Raw genomic sequence first — 18595 nt, forward strand, 5'->3', positions numbered from 1 at the left:
CATCGGCCGCGACCACAGCGAATCGAGTGCCCTGATGGCAGACCCGAGAGTCCCGGAGACGTTGGTGTTATGGCTGCGCGAGCAGCTGTCACCCGACGCCGGGCTACAGGTCGAGTACGCCGGCCCGGCCGGCCTGGTCGGCTACTCCGCCGAGCTGCTCATGCTGACCCTGACCTGGCAGGCGGACGGCGCCACGCACCGCAGGGACGTGGTGATCCGGCTCTGCCCGCCGTCCCCGGGTCTGCTCGAGCCTTATGACATGGCCCGACAGGTCGCCGTCCTGCGGGGTCTGGAGCACACCGACGTCCGAAGCCCGAAGGTGCTCTGGTTCGAGGAGACCGGCAAGGTACTCGGCCGGCCACTCTACGTGATGGAACGTCTCGGCGGCCGCGCCTACGAGGGGACCGTCCCCGAGGAGATCGCGGGGAACCCGGCGCTGGTGCGGCGGATGTCCGAGGGCCTCGTCGAACAGCTCGCCGCGATCCACCAGGTCGACATCGACGCCACCGGCCTCGCCGCCCTCGGTGACGGCCGGACGTATCTCAGCGACCAGCTCGACCACTGGACGTCCGAGATGCACCGCGTCCAGCGGGCGCCCCTGCCGGGCCTCGAGCGGCTGCTCGCCGAGCTGCGCGCCCAGCAACCCACCCGCTCCGAGCGGATCTGCCTGCTGCACGGCGACGCCAAACCCGGCAACGTCGCCTACCTGGACGGCGAGGTCAGTGCCGTCTTCGACTGGGAGATGGCCGCCATCGGCGATCCGATGGCCGACCTCGGCTACCTCCAGGTCCTGTGGAACACCCGGATCTACGTCACCGCCCAGCCCGGCGCGCTGAGCTTCGACGAGGCGGTGGCGCACTACGCGTCGCTGACCGGCTATCCCGTGCACGACCTCGACTGGTACCACGCGCTCGCGTGCTACAAGACCTGCGTGATCGTCCTCGTCGCGTCGATGCTCTTCGACGCCGGCCATTCGGACGACCTCCGTTTCGTCTTCATGGCGCGCAACCTGGACGTGTTCTTCCAGCGTGCGCTGCGCCTGCTCGGCGTGGACGAGACCCTCGACGCCGGCCCCGTCCTCCCCCGGCCGGAACGCATCGCCCAGGTCGAGGCCGCCGCTGCCGCGGCCACCACCACCGCCACCACCGCTCACTAGGACCGCGGGTCGCCCCGCACCGCCGGGTGAGCCGATGGCTGCCCAAGTCGACCGAAGGAAAAGGCAATGACTGACGAGGTAACGAAGCTCTCGGTGCTGGTCACCGGCGGCGGCACCGGCATCGGCGCGGCGATCGCCCGGCGCCTGGCCCACGAGGGTGCCTGGGTGACCATCTGCGGCCGCACGGAGAAGACCCTGCTGGCCACCACCGAGGCCGTCAACGCCGAGGTCGGACGGGACGCCGTCACCTTCCACACCGCCGACGTGACCAACGAGGCCGACGTCGCCCGGGTCGTCGCCGCCGCGGCCGCCTGGCAGGGCCACCTGGACGGCGTCGTGTCCAACGCCGGCGGCGGCGGTGCGCTCGCACCCCTGCACGAGCAGGACGTCGACGCGTTCGAGGCGATCATGCGGCTGAACGTCACCAGCGCCCTGCTGCTGGCCAAGCACGCGGTCCCCTTCTTCGCCCGCGGCGGGTCCGGTTCGTTCGTCGGCATCTCCTCGATCGCCGGCCACGTCACCCACCCGTACTTCGGCGCCTACCCCGCCGCCAAGGCCGCCCTCGAGGAGCTCATCCGCAACGCCGCCGACGAGTACGGCGCCGCCGGTATCCGCTTCAACGCGATCCGCCCCGGCCTGACCTCCACCGAGCTGCTCAGCTTCATCAAGCCCGGCACCGACGTCTACGCCAGCTACGACACCAACACCCCCCTGGGCGGCTCCTCCGAGCCCGACGACATCGCCCAGCTCGTCTCCTTCCTTCTGTCCCCCCGCGCCAGCCGTATCACCGGCCAGACCGTGAACGTGGACGGCGGCCTCTCCCTGCGCCGCGGCCCCGACTTCAGCACCCGGGTCCCGTCCCACCCCATCACCCGGGAGAAGCTCGCCGCCCTGGTCACCCCGCCCACCCCGTAAGCCACTGCCCGGGCGGATGAGGTGGTTCAGGGACGCCCTGGGAGGCCGGCGCGGCCGGGGCCCGCGGGGCGGGGGGCGGGGCCGAGCAGGGTGGTCCGCAGCGCCGGACCGAGGGTGCGGACTATTTCATCAGGGCGCATCGAGGCCATCGGTTCGACCGGGACCAGATAGCGGGTGAGCAGGAGGCCGGCGACCTGGGCGACGAAGGCGCCGGCGCGCTGCTGGGCGTCGGCGCCGCCGAGGCGATCGGCCAGCCGGTCGACGAGCTGGCGGAGCAGGCCGCTGCGGAGCAGGTCGGCGAGCTCCGGATCGATGATCGCCGCGCGGACGGCCGCCATCATCGGGACGCCGGTCTCCGTGCTGTCGTAGGCGGCCAGTACGGTCAGCAGCAGGCGCTGCGGCAGCGTCTCGAGGTCGCCGTGGAGCAGGCCGGAGAGGGTGTCCGCCGGGCTGATGGCGAGCTCGAGGACGGCGGCGAACAGGCCGCTCTTCGAGCCGAAGTAGTAGCTGATCAGCGCCGCGTCGACGCCCGCGTCAGCCGCGATCGAGCGCATCGTCACCGCCTCGTAGCCCTCACGGCGAAACCGTTCCCGCGCCACCTCGAGGATCTGACCGCGCACGTCCGGACGCCCCGGCCGCCGCCCCCGCGGCGATGCGGGGGGCGGCTCGGTGGGCGGGGTCGGCGAAGAATTCATCACGGTTGAACTACGCTAGTCGCGGGGTCCACGGTCGGTCCAGGCACACCGCCACACCGCGCCGGAAGGACCCGGACCATGACCACTCCAGCCGCCTCGTCCGCCTCCACCACCTCGCTGTCACCACCGGTCGCGTCGGCGGCCTCCCTGCCACCGACGACCTCGGCCGCACCAGCGGCAGCGGGCGCACGTCCGACGAACGCACCAGCCAAGGACCGCTCGGCACCCACCGGCAGCTCGACCGGCTCGACGGACGTGGACAGCTCCCCGTCCCCGGACGGGGCGGCGGGGCGGCATGGTCGGGTGCTGGCGGTGACCTGCCTGGCGCTGGCGACCGTCGTGTCGGCGATGTCGTCGCTGAACGTGGCGCTGCCCTCGATCGCGACCGACACGCATGCCTCGCAGACCAGGCTGGCCTGGATCATCGACGCGTACAGCCTGGCGTTCGCGTCCCTGCTGCTGCCGGCGGGGGCGATCGGCGACCGGTTCGGCCGGCGGCGGGCGCTGCTGGCGGGGCTTGCGATCTTCGGTGCGGGATCGGCCGCGGCGCCGTTCACGTCCAGTGCGGGGGCGTTGATCGGGTTGCGCGGCGTGCTCGGACTCGGGGCGGCGCTGGTGATGCCGGCGACACTGTCCACGATCACCGGGACGTTCCCGCGGGAGCGGCGGGCGGCGGCGGTCGGAGTGTGGGCGGCGGTGGCCGGATCGAGCGCCATCATCGGCGTGGTCGCCTCCGGGCTGCTGCTGCAGGTGTGGTCGTGGCGGGCGGTGTTCGTGCTCGGAGCGGCGCTCGCCGCCGTCGCCATCGTCGGGACCTGGCGGTTCGTGCCGGACACCGCCGACCCGCGGCATCCGCCGATCGACGTCGTGGGCGCGGCACTGGCCGTGGCCGGGCTCGGCGTGCTGGTCTACTCGATCATCGAGGCGCCGGAGCACGGCTGGATCCGCGACACCACCCTGGGGGGTCTCGGCGTCGGGCTGGTGCTGCTGGTCGGGTTCGTGCTGTGGGAGCTGCGCACGTCCGCGCCGTTGCTGGACCCGCGGCTGTTCACCCGGCCGGCGTTCGCGGCCGGCTCCCTGTCGATCATGTTGCAGTTCTTCGCCTTCTTCGGTCTGATCTTCGTGCTGATGCAGTACCTGCAGCTGGTGCGGGGTGACAGTGCGCTGATCGCGGCCGTCAGTGTGCTGCCGATGGCGGCGGGTCTGATCCCCTCGTCCAGGCTGGCGCCGAAGGTCGCCGCGAAGGTCGGCGCCCGGGTGTGCTGCGTCGGCGGACTCCTGCTGATCACCGCCGGGCTGATCCTGCTCGCCCAGGTGGATGGCGGGAGCTCCTACCTGCTGATCGCCGGCGGCCTGTACCCGCTGGGTCTGGGCATGGGATTCGCGATGACGCCGGCGACCACCGCGATCACCGACAGTCTGCCGCCGGCGTTGCAGGGGGTCGGATCGGCTGTCAACGACCTGTCCCGCGAGCTTGGTGGTGCCCTGGGCATCGCCGTGCTGGGCAGCCTGCTGGGCTCGGCCTACCGCTCCCACCTGAGTCTGCCCGCCGCCCTGCCGACCGAACTCGCCGAGCGGGCCCGCGCGTCCTTCGGCCTGGCGGCCCATCTGCGCGAGCCGGTGCGCGGCCAGGCACAGTCCGCCTTCGTGGACGGTATGAGCATCGCCCTGCTCGGGGGCGCCGCCGTGACCGCCCTGGCCGCGGTCTGCGTCGCCGTCCTGCTCCGCCCGTCGCGCCGTTCGGCCTGACCGCGCCGGATCACCTCAGGTGATCCCGACGCGGAAGGTACTGGCAGGTTGGGCGGCGATGAATCCGGGACGGCGGCGGTGTCATACGGGTAGCACGTCCCGTCAGACACCACCGCCCGACCAGGCACCATCGATCGAAGGAGATCGACATGCGGCTCGCCCTGCACGCCTTCCTCACCCTCGACGGCGTCATGCAGGCGCCCGGCGGCCCGCGGGAGGACACCTCCGGCGGGTTCACCCACGGCGGCTGGTTGCCCGACCACGCCGATGAGGAGTCCGGCGCCGCGGTGGTCGACTGGTTCTCGAACGCCGACGCGTTCCTGCTCGGCCGCACCACCTACGAGATCTTCTCCGGCCACTGGCCACGGGTCACCGACGAGTCCGATCCCATCGCCAGTGCGCTGAACGGCCTGCCGAAGTACGTCGCCTCGACCACCCTGACCAGCCTCGGCTGGGACGGCGCGCAGCTGCTCGAGGGGGACGTCGCCGCCGCCGTCACCGAGCTGAAGAAGCAACCGGGCCGCGAACTACAGGTCCACGGCAGCGCGGGGCTCGCCCGGACGCTCATCGAACATGATCTCGTCGACGAGTACCGCCTGGTCCTGTTTCCCCTGCACCTGGGCACCGGGAAGAAGTTGTTCGCCGACGGAGCACCGCCCGCCAGGCTGCGCCTGCTGAGCTCCCGCACCACCGCCAGGGGCCTGATCATCACGACCTACGAACCGGCCGGCCCGGTGACCTACGGCTCGTTCGCACTCGACGACGAGCCCACCCCCTGACCGCCGCTGGGACCGCGGCTCAGACCGCGTCGCCGAAGTGGCCCGAGGGGCGGGACCATGGTCCCGTGTGCCGCCGCGGGCCGGGGCGGGTGAGCTCACCGTTGAACCATGCGGCCGCCGCGGCGACGGGCGGCGGTCGGGTGGCGTCCACCCGTGAGGGTGACCACGTTGGGTAACGAGTGGTCGGACCGACAGGCACCGGCCGCCCGAGCCGGACAGCAAGCGGGGTAACGTACGCCGATCCGGGACGACGGCGCGATCATGTTCCGGTGTCCCGCGGGACGCCCGCGGCCGCGCCCACCCCTGCTCCCGGTTCGCGGATGGATGTGGTTCCCAGGTGACGCCTGGTAAGGACGCGCCGGCACCGACGGCCGGCTCGCGGTGGCGGCGGTTGCCCACCCCGGCGCTGATCGCGGCGCTGACCGCTCTCGTCGGTCTGGTGGACGTGGTCACCGCCATCAGTCACCGGCCGACCCGCTGGACGTGGATCGGCCGGATGATCCCCGGGCTGGTGACCGACGCGGCGGCCGGCACCAGTGTCGGCGCCGGCCTGCTGCTCATCGGGCTCGCGCATGGCCTGCGCCGACGCAAGCGGCGGGCCTGGCGGGCGGCGGTCATCCTCTCCGGCGCGGCTGTGCTGCTCGACCTCGCCCGCGGGTTCGCCGTCGCCGCGGCGGCCCTCGATGCCATCCCGTTCGCGGTCCTGCTCGCCACCCGGGCGCGGTTCCACGCCGCCGGCGACCCGCGCACCCGCTGGCGGGCCCTGGGCGCCCTCGCGGCCCTCGCCGCGGCCGACCTCACCATCGGGCTGTCCCTGATCTCCTTTCGCCATGGCGAGGGTGCGCTGGCGGACCGGCTGACCCACGTGCTCGCCGGCCTGGTCGGGGTGAGTGGGCCGGTGCGCTTCGGGCCCCGCGACGCCGACCTTGTCGGCGCGGTGCTGCTGGCGCTGGGCGCGGTCACCGTCGGTGTCACGGGCTATCTGGCGTTGCGACCCGCCCGTCCGGTCGCGCGGTTGACCGAGCAGGACGACACGGGGTTGCGCGCGCTGCTGGCCCGCCACGGCGGACGCGACCCGCTCGGCTACACGGCGCTGCGCCGGGACAACAGCGTGCTGTGGTCAGCATCCGGTAAGGCCGCGATCACCTATCGGGTGGTCAGTGGGGTGGCGCTGGTCTGCGGTGACCCGCTGGGCGATCCGGAGGCCTGGCCCGGGGCGATCGGCCCGTTCCTCGAGCTCGCCGCCGCCCATGCCTGGGTGCCGGCCGTCGTCGGCTGCGGCCCGGACGCCGGGCGGGCCTGGCAGCGCGCCGGCCTGCGGGTGCTGGAACTCGGCGACCAGGCCATCGTGCGCACAGCCCAGTTCCGCCTCGACGACCCGCCGCTGCACCCGCTGCGGCAGACCGTCGCGGCCTTCGAAGGCGCCGCCCACACCGCCCGGATCGACCGGATCGGCGACCTGCGCGAGGACGAACGCGGCGCGCTGGTCGAGCGGACCGCGGCGGCGGACCCCGACGGTGTGGTCGTCCGGGCCTACCACCACGACCAGCTCTGCGGCCTGCTGACGTTCGCGCCGTGGGGCCGCGACGGGCTGGCACTCGACCGCATCCACCGCGAACGGACCGTCGCCGGTGGCCTGACCGAGTTCATGCTCGTCGCCCTGCTGCGCGACGCACCGCGTCTGGGTGTCAGCCGGGTCTCGCTGACCTTCACCGCCTTCCGCACGGCGCTGGCCCGCGGTGAGCGGCTCGGGGCGAGCCCCGCGCTCAAGGTGTGGCGGCGGGTGCTGCTCGGGGCGTCCCGCTGGTTCCAGATCGAGTCGCTGTACCGGTTCAACGCCCGGTTCGCACCCGACTGGCAGCCCCGTTACGTCTGCTGGCCGGTCACCCTCGACCTGCCCCGGGTGCTGCTCGCCGCGATGCGCGCCGAGGTCCTGGTCTCCCGGCCCACCCTGCTGCCGTGTCGCCCCCGCTGGCGGACCGACGACCCGGTGCCGACCGGCGACGTCACCGTCAGCGCCGACCCCCCGCCCGCCGCCCCCGTCGGCCGGCCGGGACTGGCCAGGCGAGAGGGGCGTCCCGGGGTGCTCGGGCGGGACGGGCGGGACGGGCGTCAGACGCGGGAGAGGCCGCCGAGGAACTCCGCGGTACGCAGCAAGGTGTCGTCGTCGCCGAAGCAGACGCCGTAGACCTCGTCCACCCCGGCGTCGGCGAACAGTCTCAGCCTGGCCGCCACCGTCTCCTCGTCGCCGATGGCGGCGAGGTCGGCGGGGCCGGTGGCGTTCTCCCGGGCGAGTACCCGCTCGTAGACGGGCAGCGCCACGAACCTGCGCAGCCGCTTGTTCACCAGCTCCGCGTGCCGCTCGGCGTCGCCGGACGCGCACACCGCCATCGGGATACCCGCGACGACCCGCGGCCTGGGCCGGCCGGCTTCGGCGGCGGCCGTCCGGACGAGGGGGATCACCTCGTCGGCGAGGGTGTTCGGGCCGACGAGCCAGGTGATGACACCGTCGGCGAGCTGGCCGGCGACCTTCAGGGACAGCGGGAACATGGTGCCGACGTAGACGGGGGGCGCATCCGCACCCACGACGTTGGCGCGACCGAACTGACCTGTGGTGTCCACCCGGATCAGTTCGCCGGTGTGGGTGAGCCGTTCCCCGCGCAGCAGCGGCGGCAGGACGGTGAGATATTCCCGCAGGTAGGCGGCCGGACGCTGGTAGTCGATGCCGAGCACGTCCTCGACCAGGGCGCGGTGCGACGAACCGATCCCGACGACCAGCCGGCCATCGGTGGCGGCCTGCGTGGTCAGGGCCTGCGACGCGAGCAGCAGGGGGTGGCGCACGTAGGTGGGCAGGATGCTCGTTCCGAACGAGATCCGCGTGGTCCTCGCCCCGGCCAGCGCGAAGATGGTGAGGGCGTCGACGCCGAAGAGCTGACCGCACCAGACCGAGTCCAGGCCGGCTTCCTCATGATGGACGATCTGGTCGAGGTAGGCGGACAGGGACCGCTCACCGCCGGCCAGTGACATGCCGAACCGCATGGTCGGTACCCCCTTCGACGCAGGGCCGTCGCGCTCGGAAAGCGCCGATCACACCCGACCTTAACGACGTTAACCAAAGTCGGCGCTATCCGCTACTTATCCACCGCCGACCCGCGAGCGGACCGCGGCCCCCCGCCGCTACCTCGACCGGACGGGACGCAGCCGCCCGAGCACCGCGACCACGCTGGCCACCGCGAGCGCCGCGACCAGCGGGTGGATCACCCGGTCACGCATGTCGACCGGGATGAGACCGATCAGCCGGTCACCGTCGACCGCCAGCTCCAGCAGGGTGGCCGCCGCGTACACCGCGCCGATGGCGGCGACGCACAGCGTCCGCCGGGCCGGGAACACCAGACCGCCGACGGCGAAGGCCACCATCACCAGCTGCCAGACCGAGCGCCAGCCGGTACCGGGCGCCGTCCAGCTGGCACCGCCGACGAGCGTCCCCACCGCCCGCACCCCGAACACGGCGATGATCAGCATGCAGAACCAGGTCGCCGGCGAGCGAAGCGCCGCCCGCACACCGCCGCCCGCCGATCCGGGCACAGGCCGCGACGCCGGTCCCGGTGCCGGTGCTGGTACCGCCTGGGTCACGTCCTGCTGGCGCTCGCTCATTCGCTGCCGTCCCCACTTCGCTCTGGGCCCTGTGGCGCCCCGACCCACTAATGCCATGTTGGCACTAGCGCTGGACGTATAGTGCCACAGTGGCAGTAGCAGGGGTAGACCCGTCGGCCCGTCGTGTGCGCCGCACCCCGGAGGTGGCTCGGGCGGAGATCCTCGCCGCGGCCCGCGAGGTGCTGGAGGGCGGCAGCGCCGCGGACTTCACCGTGGCCGCGGTGATGAGTCGCACCGCGATGACACGCAAGACCTTCTACGTCCATTTCGCCGATCGGGGCGAGCTGATCCGGGCGCTGGTGGGTCCGCTGCGCACCGAGCTGGACGCGACGCTGCAACGATGGTCCGGCGCCGCCGACCCGGTCGCGGCCGGCAGCGAGGCCCTCGCCGCGGCGGCGCGGATGTACGTCCGGCACGCGACGCTGCTGCGCGCCGTGTGGTGGTCGGCGGCCGACGACGCCGAGGTCGCCCAGGCCCGCGCCACCCTGCTGGCACCGCTGGTCGCGGTGGGCACCAGGCTTCTGGTCGACCAGCGGGGCTTCGATGACGACCGGGCCCGCGGCGTCGCCCTCGCGCTCGCGACGATGAACGTCCACGTCCTGCTCGCACTCGGTCCGTCCGCCACCACCGACGAACGCGACGCCGCGACCCGGGCCCTGCGCGAGGTCTGGACGAGCGTCGTACTGCCTCGCCCCCCGACCCCGACCGCGGACACCTGACGCCCGGCGCCGGACGCCCCGCGCCCGGCAGTTGGCGCTCGGCGGGATCAGGGTTTGGCCGCAAAAGGACCAGCCGCGACGTTGACAGCACCGGTCAGGGTTGATTGCCTCGCTCAGTGACCACGCGGCGCACGCTTCGCCTCGCCCTCGTCAGCGCCGCTCCCACCCCGGCGCTGCGGGCCGCGCGTTTCCCCGACGACGAGGGGCTCGACGCGGACGGTCTACGCCGCACCGCCGCCGCCGCCCGCACGCTCGCCGCGGGGCCGCTGGCCGCCGGCGCGCTGCCCGGACGCGCCCGGGTGCTCATCGACGACTCGGCCCGGGCCCGGCAGACCGCGCGTGTCCTTGGCCTGAGTGCCCGGGCCGGCGAGACCGGTGTGCGGGTGGAGACGGCCCTGCGCGACCTGGACGTCGGCGACTGGCGCGGCCGGGAACTCAGCGAGATTCCCAGCGCCGACCTGCTGCGCTGGCATGAGGAGCCGACGATGGCCCCGCCCGGCGGCGAGTCACGCCAGGCCCTGGTCACGCGGGTCAGCACCTGGCTGGACGGCCTCGCCGGCGAAGCGGAGCACGTCATCGCGGTGAGCCATCCCGCGATCGTGCGGGCCGTGCTGCTCACCGTCCTGCGCTGCCCGCCGGAGGTCTTCTGGCGCATCGACGTCGCCCCGCTGACCGCCACCCTGCTGCACCGGCGCGCCTCCCTCCCCGACGCCGCCGGCGCCGCCGACGCCGCCGTCCACTGGACTCTCACCCACGCCTGCCGTCCGCTCTGAGCTTCTCGCCGGCCAGCCTCGGCCGGTGTCGATCAGCGGGTGGGCGGAAGAAACGGGATGATCGGCTCGGGAACCGCGGACCTGGCCGGGATGGCGGTTCCCGCCGCGGCGGAGCCGAACGCGGTGACCGGGTGGCTGGCATCCGGGTGGCTGGGGCCGGTGGCCGGGGAGGTCATGGTGGTGAACAGGCCGGCGTGGGTGCGCTGGGGCAGGACGCCCTCGCCGAACCAGTAGAGCTCCTCCAGGTGCGGGTAACCGGACAGGACGAACTCGTCGATGCCCAGCGCCGCGTACTCGGCGATCCGGTCGGCGACCTCGCGGTGGCTATCGACCAGGGCGGTGCCCGCACCGCCGCGGACCAGACCGACACCGGCCCACAGGCTCGGCGCGATCTCCAGGGAACGCGGGTCACGCCAGGAACCGTCGCCGCGATGGCGTTCGTGCAGGGCGAGCATCCGGGCCTGGCCGGTGGACTCGCTGCGGGCAGGACCGGCCTGGGCCGCGGCGACGGGGCCGGCCGACCACCTTTCACGTCGTGGCGTCACGCGGTCATGGGGTCATGGACTGTCCGGTCAGAGCTGGCCGTGGCGGGGTGGGGGTGTGCCGGTGAGCAGCCAGCGGCCGATGTGCTGGACCTTCCAGCGGCTCGGATCGTGCAGGGTGTGGGTGCGCGCGTCGCGCCAGTAACGGTCGAGGCCGAGCGCCCCGGCGGCGCTGCGGGTGCCGCCGAGTTCGAACAGTTCGGACGCGGCGCGCACCGCGGCCCGGGCTCCGGCGACCTTCGCGACCGCGGTGGCGATCGAGGCGCGCGCCGTGGTCTCGTCGGTCGGGTCCAGTTCGGCGGTGTCGATGGCGACCGCGGCCTCGCGCAGCAGCGCCTGCGCCCCGCGAACGTCGATCTCCAGCTCACCGGCCTGTTGGACGAGCAGCGGGTCGTCGCTGGCGTGAGCCACCCCGGACTCGAACCACGGCCGGGCCCGGGCCACCTGGGCGACGGCGGCGTCCAGCGCACCGCGGGCGAGACCGACGTCGAGGGCGGCGTGCAGCACCTGGGCGCGGGCGCCGTAGGTGGTGGGGCCGTCGAAGATCGAGGTGAAGGGGACGATCTGGTCGGCGTCGACGGCGACCTCGTCGAGATGGACGGTGCCGCTGGCCGTGGTGCGCTGGCCCATGGCGTCCCAGTCGTCGTCGACCCGAACCCCCGGGGTGTCCCGGCGCAGGTAGATCAGCACCTTGCCCGGCGCGCCGTCCGGCGACTCCCCCGGCGCGCCGGGCGGCGGGCCGGCCAGCACGGCGCGCACGACCAGCCAGTGGGCGAACAGCGCGCCGGTGCAGTAGAACTTCTCGCCGGTCAGCAGGTAGCCGTCGCCGTCCGGGCGGGGCCGCAGGGTGGTGGCGTCCTCGGTGATGGTGCGCCCACCACGTTCGCTCTGCGCGTTGGCGAAGCGCCGACCGGCGAGGGCCTGCGCGAAGAACCGGCGCTGCTGGCCCTCCTCCCCCGCCCGGCGCAGCGCGTCGAGGAACACGAAGTGGCTGTGCGGGATCTGCGCCAGGCTCGCGTCCGCGGTGGCCAGCGAGCGGAACACCTCGGTGAGGGTCGCCACCGACACGTCCGCCCCGCCGAACCGGGCGGGCACGCTGATCCCGAGCAGGCCGGACGCGGACAGCTCGTCGACCTGCTCGCGCGGCAGCACCCGCCCGGCATCCCGACCGCCGGCCCCGACCGCGAACCGCCGTGCGAGCTCCCGCGCCACCGCCACCGCCTCGTCGTCCCCGCGCAGTACGGGTACCGGCGGTGGTTCGGTCACGAGGGCGGACGGCTGTTCGGACATGGGTTCTCCCACAGGCGATGTTCGGTGGCGGGACTCAGCGGTACAGCGAGAACTGCGGGGCGCGGCGGTTGAGGGTCCAGTCGCCGACCTCGCGGGCCTTGTAGTCCACCGGGTCGTGGACGGTGTGTGTGCGCAGGTTGCGCCAGTGCCGGTCGAAACCGTAGGCGCTGGTCGTGGCCCGCGCACCCTGGATGTCGAACAGGCGACTGGCCGCGTCCAGGGAGACCTTCGTCGTCAGGTACTTCGCCTCGTAGATGGCGACGGCGGCTTCGGCCCGTTCATCCTCGGTCAGGGCGGGGCCGGTGTCGAGGGCGGCCTGCAACGCCGCGCCGGCCCGGTCTGCGAGCAGGGCGGCGGCGCGGATCTCGCTGCGCAGCTCCCCGACGGTACGCAGGATGTACGGGTCGTCGGTGGCCCGCTCGACACCGGAGCTCTCCCACGGTGCCGCGTGCTGGCGCACCCAGTCGAGCGCCTCGTCGAGGGCACCCTCGGCGGTACCGAGGTAGAAGTTGACGAACGCCAGCTGCCAGTGCGGGGTGACCAGTGTCTGGTAGGCCGAGGGGACCCCTCCGGTCAGCGGATCATCGCCGAGCAGCTCGGCGCGTTCGACCCGGACGTCCTCGAACACGACGCCGCCGGAGTCGGTGAGCCGCTGGCCGATGTTGTCCCAGTCGCCGAGAGCCCGAAAACCCGGCCGACCGGCGGGCAGCGAGACGAACACCAGGTCGCCGTCGAGGACGGCGGTGACGGAGAGCTGGTCACCGAGGCTCGCCCCGGAGGCGAACGAGCGGCGACCGCTCAGCCGGAACCCGTCGCCGTCGCGGGTCAGCACCAGCTCCGAGCCGCCGCGCGGGTTCTGCACACCGCCCCAGAACAGCTTCTCGACGCCGTTGCGCCGCGACTGGGCGTCGGCCTGCGCCGGTGTGCCGAACAGCGGCGCGATGCGGGTCTGGGCGTAGTGGTAGCCGAGCAGGTGCGCGATCGAGGTGTCACCGCGGGCGATCCGCCGGGTCAGCTGGGAGGCCTGGGCGTAGTTCGGCCCGTCGCCGCCATGGGCGACCGGCTCCTGCACCTGGAGCAGGTCAGCCGCCCGCAGCAGTTCGACCTCGGGCCGTGGGGTGCGGTTCGCCCGATCCCGTTCGGCGGCGGTGGTGCGCAGCTGCGCGGCGGCCTGGTCGGCACGGCGCAGCGCGGCGGCGAAGCGGGCGGCGTTGTCGGCGCCGACCTCCGTTCCCGGCCGCGGTATGGACGTCGTCTCCGAGACGGACGTTTCCGGGGTAGCGGCGGGGCGCTGGTCGGTGTGGGGCGACATGGGATTCCTCCTGGCGAGATGCGGCTGGTCGGAGCTCGGCGGCGAACGGGCGCAGCGATACGGCGTGCTGGGACACAGGGCGCTGTCGGTGCGGCGGAAGTCGACGTGTCGACGTCGCACCAGCCGGCCGCGTCGACGCAGCGCCGGAGCTGACGGCACCGCTAGGACACCTCCCCCACCAGCTCGGCCTCGCGCTCGGTGACGGCACCCGCCAGGATGTGTGTCGTGCGGATCGAACAGCTGGAGTGCCTCGCGGCGATCGTCCGCCTGGGATCGATGCGGGCGGCGAGCGAGTCCCTGCACATGTCGCAGCCGGCGCTGTCCGAGACCATCCGCAACCTGGAACGCGAACTCGGGCTCACCCTGCTGGAGCGCCGCCGCACCGGTGCCACGATCAGCGCGACCGGCGCCGAACTGCTCCCGCACATCACCGAGGTGATCGAGGCGGTCGACCGGCTGCGCGCCGCCGCCGACGACCAGCACCGCTTCAGCCAGATGATCCGCATCGGCACGGTGAACGCCGCGACCGTGCCGCTGCTGGCGCCCGCCCTGCGCACGTTCCACACCGCCCAGCCGGCCACCCAGGTCGAGATCATCAACACCCAGCAGGCCGACATCCACCGGTTGCTGCTCGACGGCGGGCTCGACCTCGGCCTGGTCAACCTGATGGACGGTGACGACGTCGCCCCCGACCTGGAGACCGTCGAACTGGTCCGCGGCCGGGCGGTGCTGTGCTGTGCTGCCGCGCCGACAGCCCGCTGGCCGCCCGGGCCACCGTTCGCCCGGCGGACCTGCTGACCGAACCGTTCATCGCGATGCGCTCCGGCTACGTGATGCACCGCTACGTCCACCGTCTGCTGCGCGACGCGAACCCGGCCCTGTCGTACTCGACCGACGGCGCGGAGATGGGCAAGCTGATGGTCGCCCAGGGCCTGGACGTGACCGTCCTGCCCGACTACAGCGTCGCCGGCGATCCGCTGGAACGCTGCGGGCTGATCACCTACCGTCCGCTCGCATCGGACGACGCGACCGTCCTGCTCGTCCTACAGCGCCGCCGCGCGCGGCGGATGCCGGTGGCCGTGCGCCGCATCGAGCAGATCCTGCTCGCCCTCGCCGCCGACTACCGCGAACGCCGCCCCCGCGAGGACTCCTGAGCTCCCAGCAGGGTGGTATCCGCGCTGGGGCCGAGGTCGAGGAGCTGCTCGAAGAAACCACCGAAGGCGTGGGGCTCGTCGACGAGGTGGATCTCGAGAATCCAGTGGCAGCGGCGACCGTCGTGGTCGAGACGGCGCATCGGCCGGTCGCTGCCCGGCGCCACGTAGTACTCGATCTTGTTGCCCGGGATGCGGGCGTGCGGGAACTCGCCGACGAGGTGGCCGGCGATCGGGCCGCCGAACGTCCAGCCGGCCGCGGTCGCGAGCCGTCCGGCCTCGGCGAACAGTTCGGCGCCGGTGACGTCGGGGTGGGCCTCGAAGTAGGCGCGTCCGGCGTCGAAGACACGGGGCAGATCGGCGAGCAGGCGATGCTTGGCGGGATCGTCACCGAGGACGAAGGTGCGGCCGAAGTCGGCCTCCCAGCCCTCGAAGACGGGGCCGAGGTCAATGAAGACGACGTCGTCCTCGGCGATCAGGCGGTCGGGCGGGTTGTCGGCGTAGGGGTGCAGGGTGTTCGGCCCGGCCCGCACCACCCGCTTGTGCCAGTGCCGCTCGACGCCGAACATCTCGTGGGCCAGGTCGCGGATCTGGTCGCTGACCTGACGTTCCGAGCGCCCGGGGGCGATCAGCGCGCGGGCACCGATCTCGTCGAACAGCGCCAGCGCCTGCTCCTGCGCCGCGAGCAGGCGGACGACCCGGTCGGCTTCGGACTCCACAGTGGCTCATCGTAGGTTCTGACCCAGCCACACGTTCCATGTGCCGCCAGGGAGCCAGGTCAGATGGACGCAACGCAGCGCCGCACCCCGACGAACATCCAGCCCGCCCAGCCCGAGCCCGAGGCCGAACGCGAGGCCGAACGCGACGGAGAGGAGGAGCGGCTGCTCACCGCCGCGCGGGCCGGGGACGCGGAGGCGTTCCGCCGGCTCGTCACCCCGTTGCAGCCGCGGCTGCGAACACACTGCTACCGGATGCTCGGCTCGCTGTTCGACGCCGAGGACGCCTTGCAGGACACCCTGGTCAAGGCCTGGCAGGGCCTCGACGGGTTCGACGGCCGGGCCCGGTTCGGCACCTGGCTGCACCGGATCGCGACGACCACCTGCCTGAACGCGATCCGTAGCCGGTCGCGGCGGGCCCTGCCGGTCGACACCGGGTTCCGCGCGGCCGGGCCGTCGGACGCCGCGGGCCCGCCGATCGCCGAGTCGGCCTGGCTCGAACCGTTCCCCGACACCGCCCTGGGCCTCGGCACCGCCAGCGCCGCACCGGATCCGCAGGAGACCTACGAGCTGCGCGAAAGCGTCGAGCTGGCGCTGGTCGCGGCCTGGCAGCATCTGCCGGCCAACCAGCGGGCGGCGCTCATCCTCACCGACGTCCTCGGCTATCCGGCGCGGGACGCCGCGAGTCTGCTCGACACGACGACCGGTGCGCTCAACAGCGCGCTGCAACGGGCCCGGGCGATCGTCGCGGAGAAGGTGCCGGCGCGATCCCAGCAGGCCACCCGGCGCCAGGTCGGCGATGCCACGATCGACGCGGCCGTCGAACGGTTTCGCACCGCGATGGACGACGCCGACGTCGACGCGGTCATCGGCCTGCTGCGCGCGGACGCCACCTGGTCGATGCCGCCGCAGCCGGCGTGGTTCCACGGGCACGAGGCGATCGCCGCGTTCCTCGTCGCCAACCCGTTCCACTACTTTCGTTGGCGCAGCATGCTGACGTCGGCGAACGGGCAACCGGCGCTGGCCGCCTACTCGGTGCTGGCCACCGAACCGCCGGGCACGCCCTTCCAGCCGCACGCGATCAACGTGCTCACCTTCGCCGGGGACGGCGACCAGATCGCCGAGGTCACGACCTTCCTTGACGTCACCCGGCGCGGCGTTACCGGCCCGGACTTCCGCGCCTTCACCGCTACCGGCCTGTTCACCCGCTTCGGTCTGCCTTCGACTCTGCCGGGCTGACCCCGTCGGCGCCGTCGCCGGCCACCTGGTTGCGCGCAACCGGCTCGGCCCCGTCGTGCCCCTGCTGCTCAGGGGCCCGGTAGGGATGTCGGGCCAGGTGCGGGGGACGGGGCTCGTCCGGGTCCCGGGTTTCGGCGAGAACGCGGGTGAGCAGGTCGGCGGAATATCGGTCCATCGGCGGGACCTGATCGGCTGGCAGCAGACCGTGCTCGCGGATGAGCCGGGTCACCCGCGCGGCGAGCAGGGTGTGGCGCACCGAGGCGAACAGCAGGTAGGGGCCGAGGTCGTCCAGCGGCCGGCCGAGCAGCTCGGCGTAACGGCGGACGGTCGCCCCCCGCCCCGGCAGGCCGGGCAGGGGGGTCGCCCCCACACCCTCACCCAGGTAGCGGTCCATGTACAGGTACCAGGCCAGGTCGGACTCGGGCTGCCCGATCGACATCATCTCCCAGTCGAGCAACGCGGCGACGCGCTCCCCCTGGAAGATCAGGTTGCCGAGTCGCGCATCGCCCCACAGCAACCGGGGTGGATGGCGTTCGGCCGGCGGGTGTGCCCGCAGCCACGCGCCGGCCGCCTGGACCGTCTCGGCCGTGTCGTCCGCCGGGGCGAAGAAGTCCAGGTGGCGCTCGTAGCTGGCCAGCTGCCCCAGCATGCTCTCCGGCGGCGCGGTCTGCTGGCCCGGTGTCGCCGGTTCCGGCTCGTGTTCTCGCTGCTGGGGCAACCGCGATGGCTGGGACGGCTGGGACGACTGGGGTTCGTCCGGCAGGCGGGCGGCGAACCGCACGCCGAGCACGCCCGGGTCCAGCCGGTGCACCAGGGCCATCGCGACGAGCCCGGCATCCCACACCCGGGCCTGGGCATCCGGCGGGAGCTCCGACGGAAAGCCACCCATGTGGTACGGCGGGATGTCCGGCGGCACCTGCCCGTCGACCAGCCCCATCACGAGGAACGGCGCGCCCAGCACCGCCGGGTCGAGCTCGTAGCCGTACACCGGCGGCACCGGGACGTCACTGTGGCGAGCCAGGATCTCGACCAGCCGGCATTCGTCGGCGAACCGGTCCCACGGATAGAGCCGGTAGCGTCGCGGCGCGAACCGCACCACCAGCGGCCACGCGGCCCGCGCGCCGTCCACCGCGATGCGGTGCGCCTCGACCCGGACCAGCTCCCCGGAAAGCCCCTGGTCCCCCGTCGTCCGCGGCGTTCCCAGCTCCCAGCGCGCCGCCGCCGTCTCCACCGCGGTGGACGGGTTCGGGCCAGCTGATCCGCCGCCCGCGTCCGGGTCACCCCCGGCACCGGACGGACGTGACGCGCCGAGCCGGGGTGGATGGTCACCGAGCCAGGCGGTAAGACGGGCACGCAGCCACTCCGGGTCCGTCTGCACCGGGACGGCCACCGCGGCCTCCTCCTCACCCGCGGGACCTGCCTCCGCCCGCGATCGTCATGCCGATCGACGCCGATCAGGCACCGACGCCGATCAGATGCGGCCGCCGATCAGGTGCGGTCCTGGATCTCGCGGACGGCACGGTCGATGTGCTCGGAGTGCTTGTGGTCGGTCCTGTCGTCCGCCAGGTCACCGAGCTTCTCGGCCGCACTGTCGATCTTGTCGTCGTGCTTCTCGGCCAGGTCACCGAGCTTGTCGAACGCACCCTTGAAGTCGACCATCGAACGCTCCCTCCGTCGCGACGCCCTCCCTGCCGCCCGGTATCTGCCCCTGTCAACGGGTACGCACCGGCACCGGGTGGGCGCCTCATCAGCGCTGCCATCCAGCACCATACCCAGCACGCCGCCCCGAGACCGGGCAAAACGCAATTGACATCCTCCCCGGCCTGAGGACCGGGGATTCCTACCCTCGCGGGCAGGTTTTCCTGTTTCACTGACAGACGCCTCCCCACTCTAGGAGTGGGGTGG

16 protein-coding genes and 2 pseudogenes are annotated in these 18595 nt (G+C 73.1%); 9 read left to right on the forward strand and 9 right to left on the reverse strand.

The annotated features are described in order from the left end of the window. Positions 1 to 34 precede the first annotated feature (34 nt). The gene (locus MXD61_RS28095; RefSeq protein WP_285223267.1) at positions 35 to 1156 is read left to right on the forward strand and encodes a phosphotransferase family protein; all 1122 of its coding nucleotides are present in this window, start codon (positions 35 to 37) and stop codon (positions 1154 to 1156) included. A 66-nt stretch (positions 1157 to 1222) separates the two neighbouring features. Beyond that, complete coding sequence (locus tag MXD61_RS14435; protein WP_248813620.1) at positions 1223 to 2071, forward strand: SDR family oxidoreductase; 849 nt, start codon at positions 1223 to 1225, stop codon at positions 2069 to 2071. Positions 2072 to 2097: 26 nt separating this feature from the next. Here the strand turns inward: MXD61_RS14435 and MXD61_RS14440 are convergent, their stop codons facing one another. Beyond that, positions 2098 to 2766 carry a TetR family transcriptional regulator gene (locus tag MXD61_RS14440; protein ID WP_248813622.1) on the reverse strand — a complete coding sequence of 223 codons (669 nt, stop codon included), beginning with the start codon at positions 2764 to 2766 and terminating at the stop codon, positions 2098 to 2100. Between the two features lie 348 nt (positions 2767 to 3114). Here MXD61_RS14440 and MXD61_RS14445 point away from each other — a divergent pair, with 348 nt between their 5' ends. The 3 genes from MXD61_RS14445 (at position 3115) to MXD61_RS14455 (ending at position 7482) form a co-directional block, all read left to right on the forward strand. Further along, complete coding sequence (locus MXD61_RS14445) at positions 3115 to 4515, forward strand: MFS transporter (RefSeq protein ID WP_374628956.1); 1401 nt, start codon at positions 3115 to 3117, stop codon at positions 4513 to 4515. A 149-nt stretch (positions 4516 to 4664) separates the two neighbouring features. Then, entirely contained in the window at positions 4665 to 5294 is a 630-nt protein-coding gene (locus MXD61_RS14450) for a dihydrofolate reductase family protein (RefSeq protein ID WP_248813626.1), read from the forward strand. 337 nt (positions 5295 to 5631) lie between these two features. After that, positions 5632 to 7482, forward strand: coding sequence for a phosphatidylglycerol lysyltransferase domain-containing protein (locus MXD61_RS14455; protein ID WP_248813628.1), 1851 nt, complete (start codon positions 5632 to 5634; stop codon positions 7480 to 7482). Here the strand turns inward: MXD61_RS14455 and MXD61_RS14460 are convergent. Beyond that, positions 7407 to 8333, reverse strand: coding sequence for a TIGR03564 family F420-dependent LLM class oxidoreductase (locus MXD61_RS14460; RefSeq protein WP_248813629.1), 927 nt, complete (start codon positions 8331 to 8333; stop codon positions 7407 to 7409). The two genes, MXD61_RS14455 and MXD61_RS14460, sit on opposite strands and share 76 nt — an antisense overlap. A gap of 138 nt (positions 8334 to 8471) precedes the next feature. Then, entirely contained in the window at positions 8472 to 8948 is a 477-nt protein-coding gene (locus MXD61_RS14465) for a hypothetical protein (RefSeq protein WP_248813630.1), read from the reverse strand. Positions 8949 to 9037: 89 nt separating this feature from the next. Between MXD61_RS14465 and MXD61_RS14470 the strand changes: the two genes are divergently transcribed. Both MXD61_RS14470 and MXD61_RS14475 read left to right on the forward strand, forming a co-directional pair. After that, positions 9038 to 9667, forward strand: a complete 630-nt coding sequence (locus MXD61_RS14470) for a TetR/AcrR family transcriptional regulator (protein ID WP_248813631.1) — start codon at positions 9038 to 9040, stop codon at positions 9665 to 9667. 116 nt (positions 9668 to 9783) lie between these two features. Then, positions 9784 to 10440, forward strand: a complete 657-nt coding sequence (locus MXD61_RS14475; protein WP_248813632.1) for a histidine phosphatase family protein — start codon at positions 9784 to 9786, stop codon at positions 10438 to 10440. A gap of 32 nt (positions 10441 to 10472) precedes the next feature. Here the strand turns inward: MXD61_RS14475 and MXD61_RS28880 are convergent. From MXD61_RS28880 to MXD61_RS14490, 3 genes and pseudogenes are all read right to left on the reverse strand, one after another. Then, positions 10473 to 10949: pseudogene (locus MXD61_RS28880) on the reverse strand (hypothetical protein); the annotation flags it as partial. A 63-nt stretch (positions 10950 to 11012) separates the two neighbouring features. Then, positions 11013 to 12272, reverse strand: a complete 1260-nt coding sequence (locus tag MXD61_RS14485) for an SfnB family sulfur acquisition oxidoreductase (protein WP_248813633.1) — start codon at positions 12270 to 12272, stop codon at positions 11013 to 11015. A gap of 34 nt (positions 12273 to 12306) precedes the next feature. Further along, positions 12307 to 13584: an acyl-CoA dehydrogenase family protein gene (locus MXD61_RS14490; protein WP_248813634.1), complete on the reverse strand. Its 1278-nt coding sequence runs from the start codon at positions 13582 to 13584 to the stop codon at positions 12307 to 12309. Between the two features lie 225 nt (positions 13585 to 13809). Here MXD61_RS14490 and MXD61_RS28885 point away from each other — a divergent pair. Next, positions 13810 to 14738, forward strand: a pseudogene (locus tag MXD61_RS28885) (LysR family transcriptional regulator). On the opposite strand, the gene MXD61_RS14500 reads toward MXD61_RS28885, so the two are convergent. Beyond that, the gene (locus MXD61_RS14500; RefSeq protein WP_248813635.1) at positions 14705 to 15454 is read right to left on the reverse strand and encodes a M24 family metallopeptidase; all 750 of its coding nucleotides are present in this window, start codon (positions 15452 to 15454) and stop codon (positions 14705 to 14707) included. The pseudogene MXD61_RS28885 and the gene MXD61_RS14500 sit on opposite strands and share 34 nt — an antisense overlap. A gap of 63 nt (positions 15455 to 15517) precedes the next feature. Here MXD61_RS14500 and MXD61_RS14505 point away from each other — a divergent pair, with 63 nt between their 5' ends. Beyond that, positions 15518 to 16690 (forward strand): RNA polymerase subunit sigma-70, encoded by a 1173-nt coding sequence (locus tag MXD61_RS14505; RefSeq protein WP_248813636.1) that lies wholly within the window; start codon positions 15518 to 15520, stop codon positions 16688 to 16690. Here MXD61_RS14505 and MXD61_RS14510 read toward each other — a convergent pair. Next, the gene (locus MXD61_RS14510; RefSeq protein WP_248813637.1) at positions 16653 to 18080 is read right to left on the reverse strand and encodes a phosphotransferase family protein; all 1428 of its coding nucleotides are present in this window, start codon (positions 18078 to 18080) and stop codon (positions 16653 to 16655) included. The two genes, MXD61_RS14505 and MXD61_RS14510, sit on opposite strands and share 38 nt — an antisense overlap. Positions 18081 to 18178: 98 nt before the next feature. Then, a complete protein-coding gene (locus tag MXD61_RS14515) occupies positions 18179 to 18349 on the reverse strand; it encodes an antitoxin (protein ID WP_163549701.1) in 171 nt (56 codons plus the stop codon). Between the last annotated feature and the right edge of the window lie 246 nt (positions 18350 to 18595).

This window comes from Frankia sp. AgPm24 (assembly GCF_023243055.1).
Classification (GTDB): Bacteria; Actinomycetota; Actinomycetes; order Frankiales; family Frankiaceae; genus Frankia; species Frankia umida.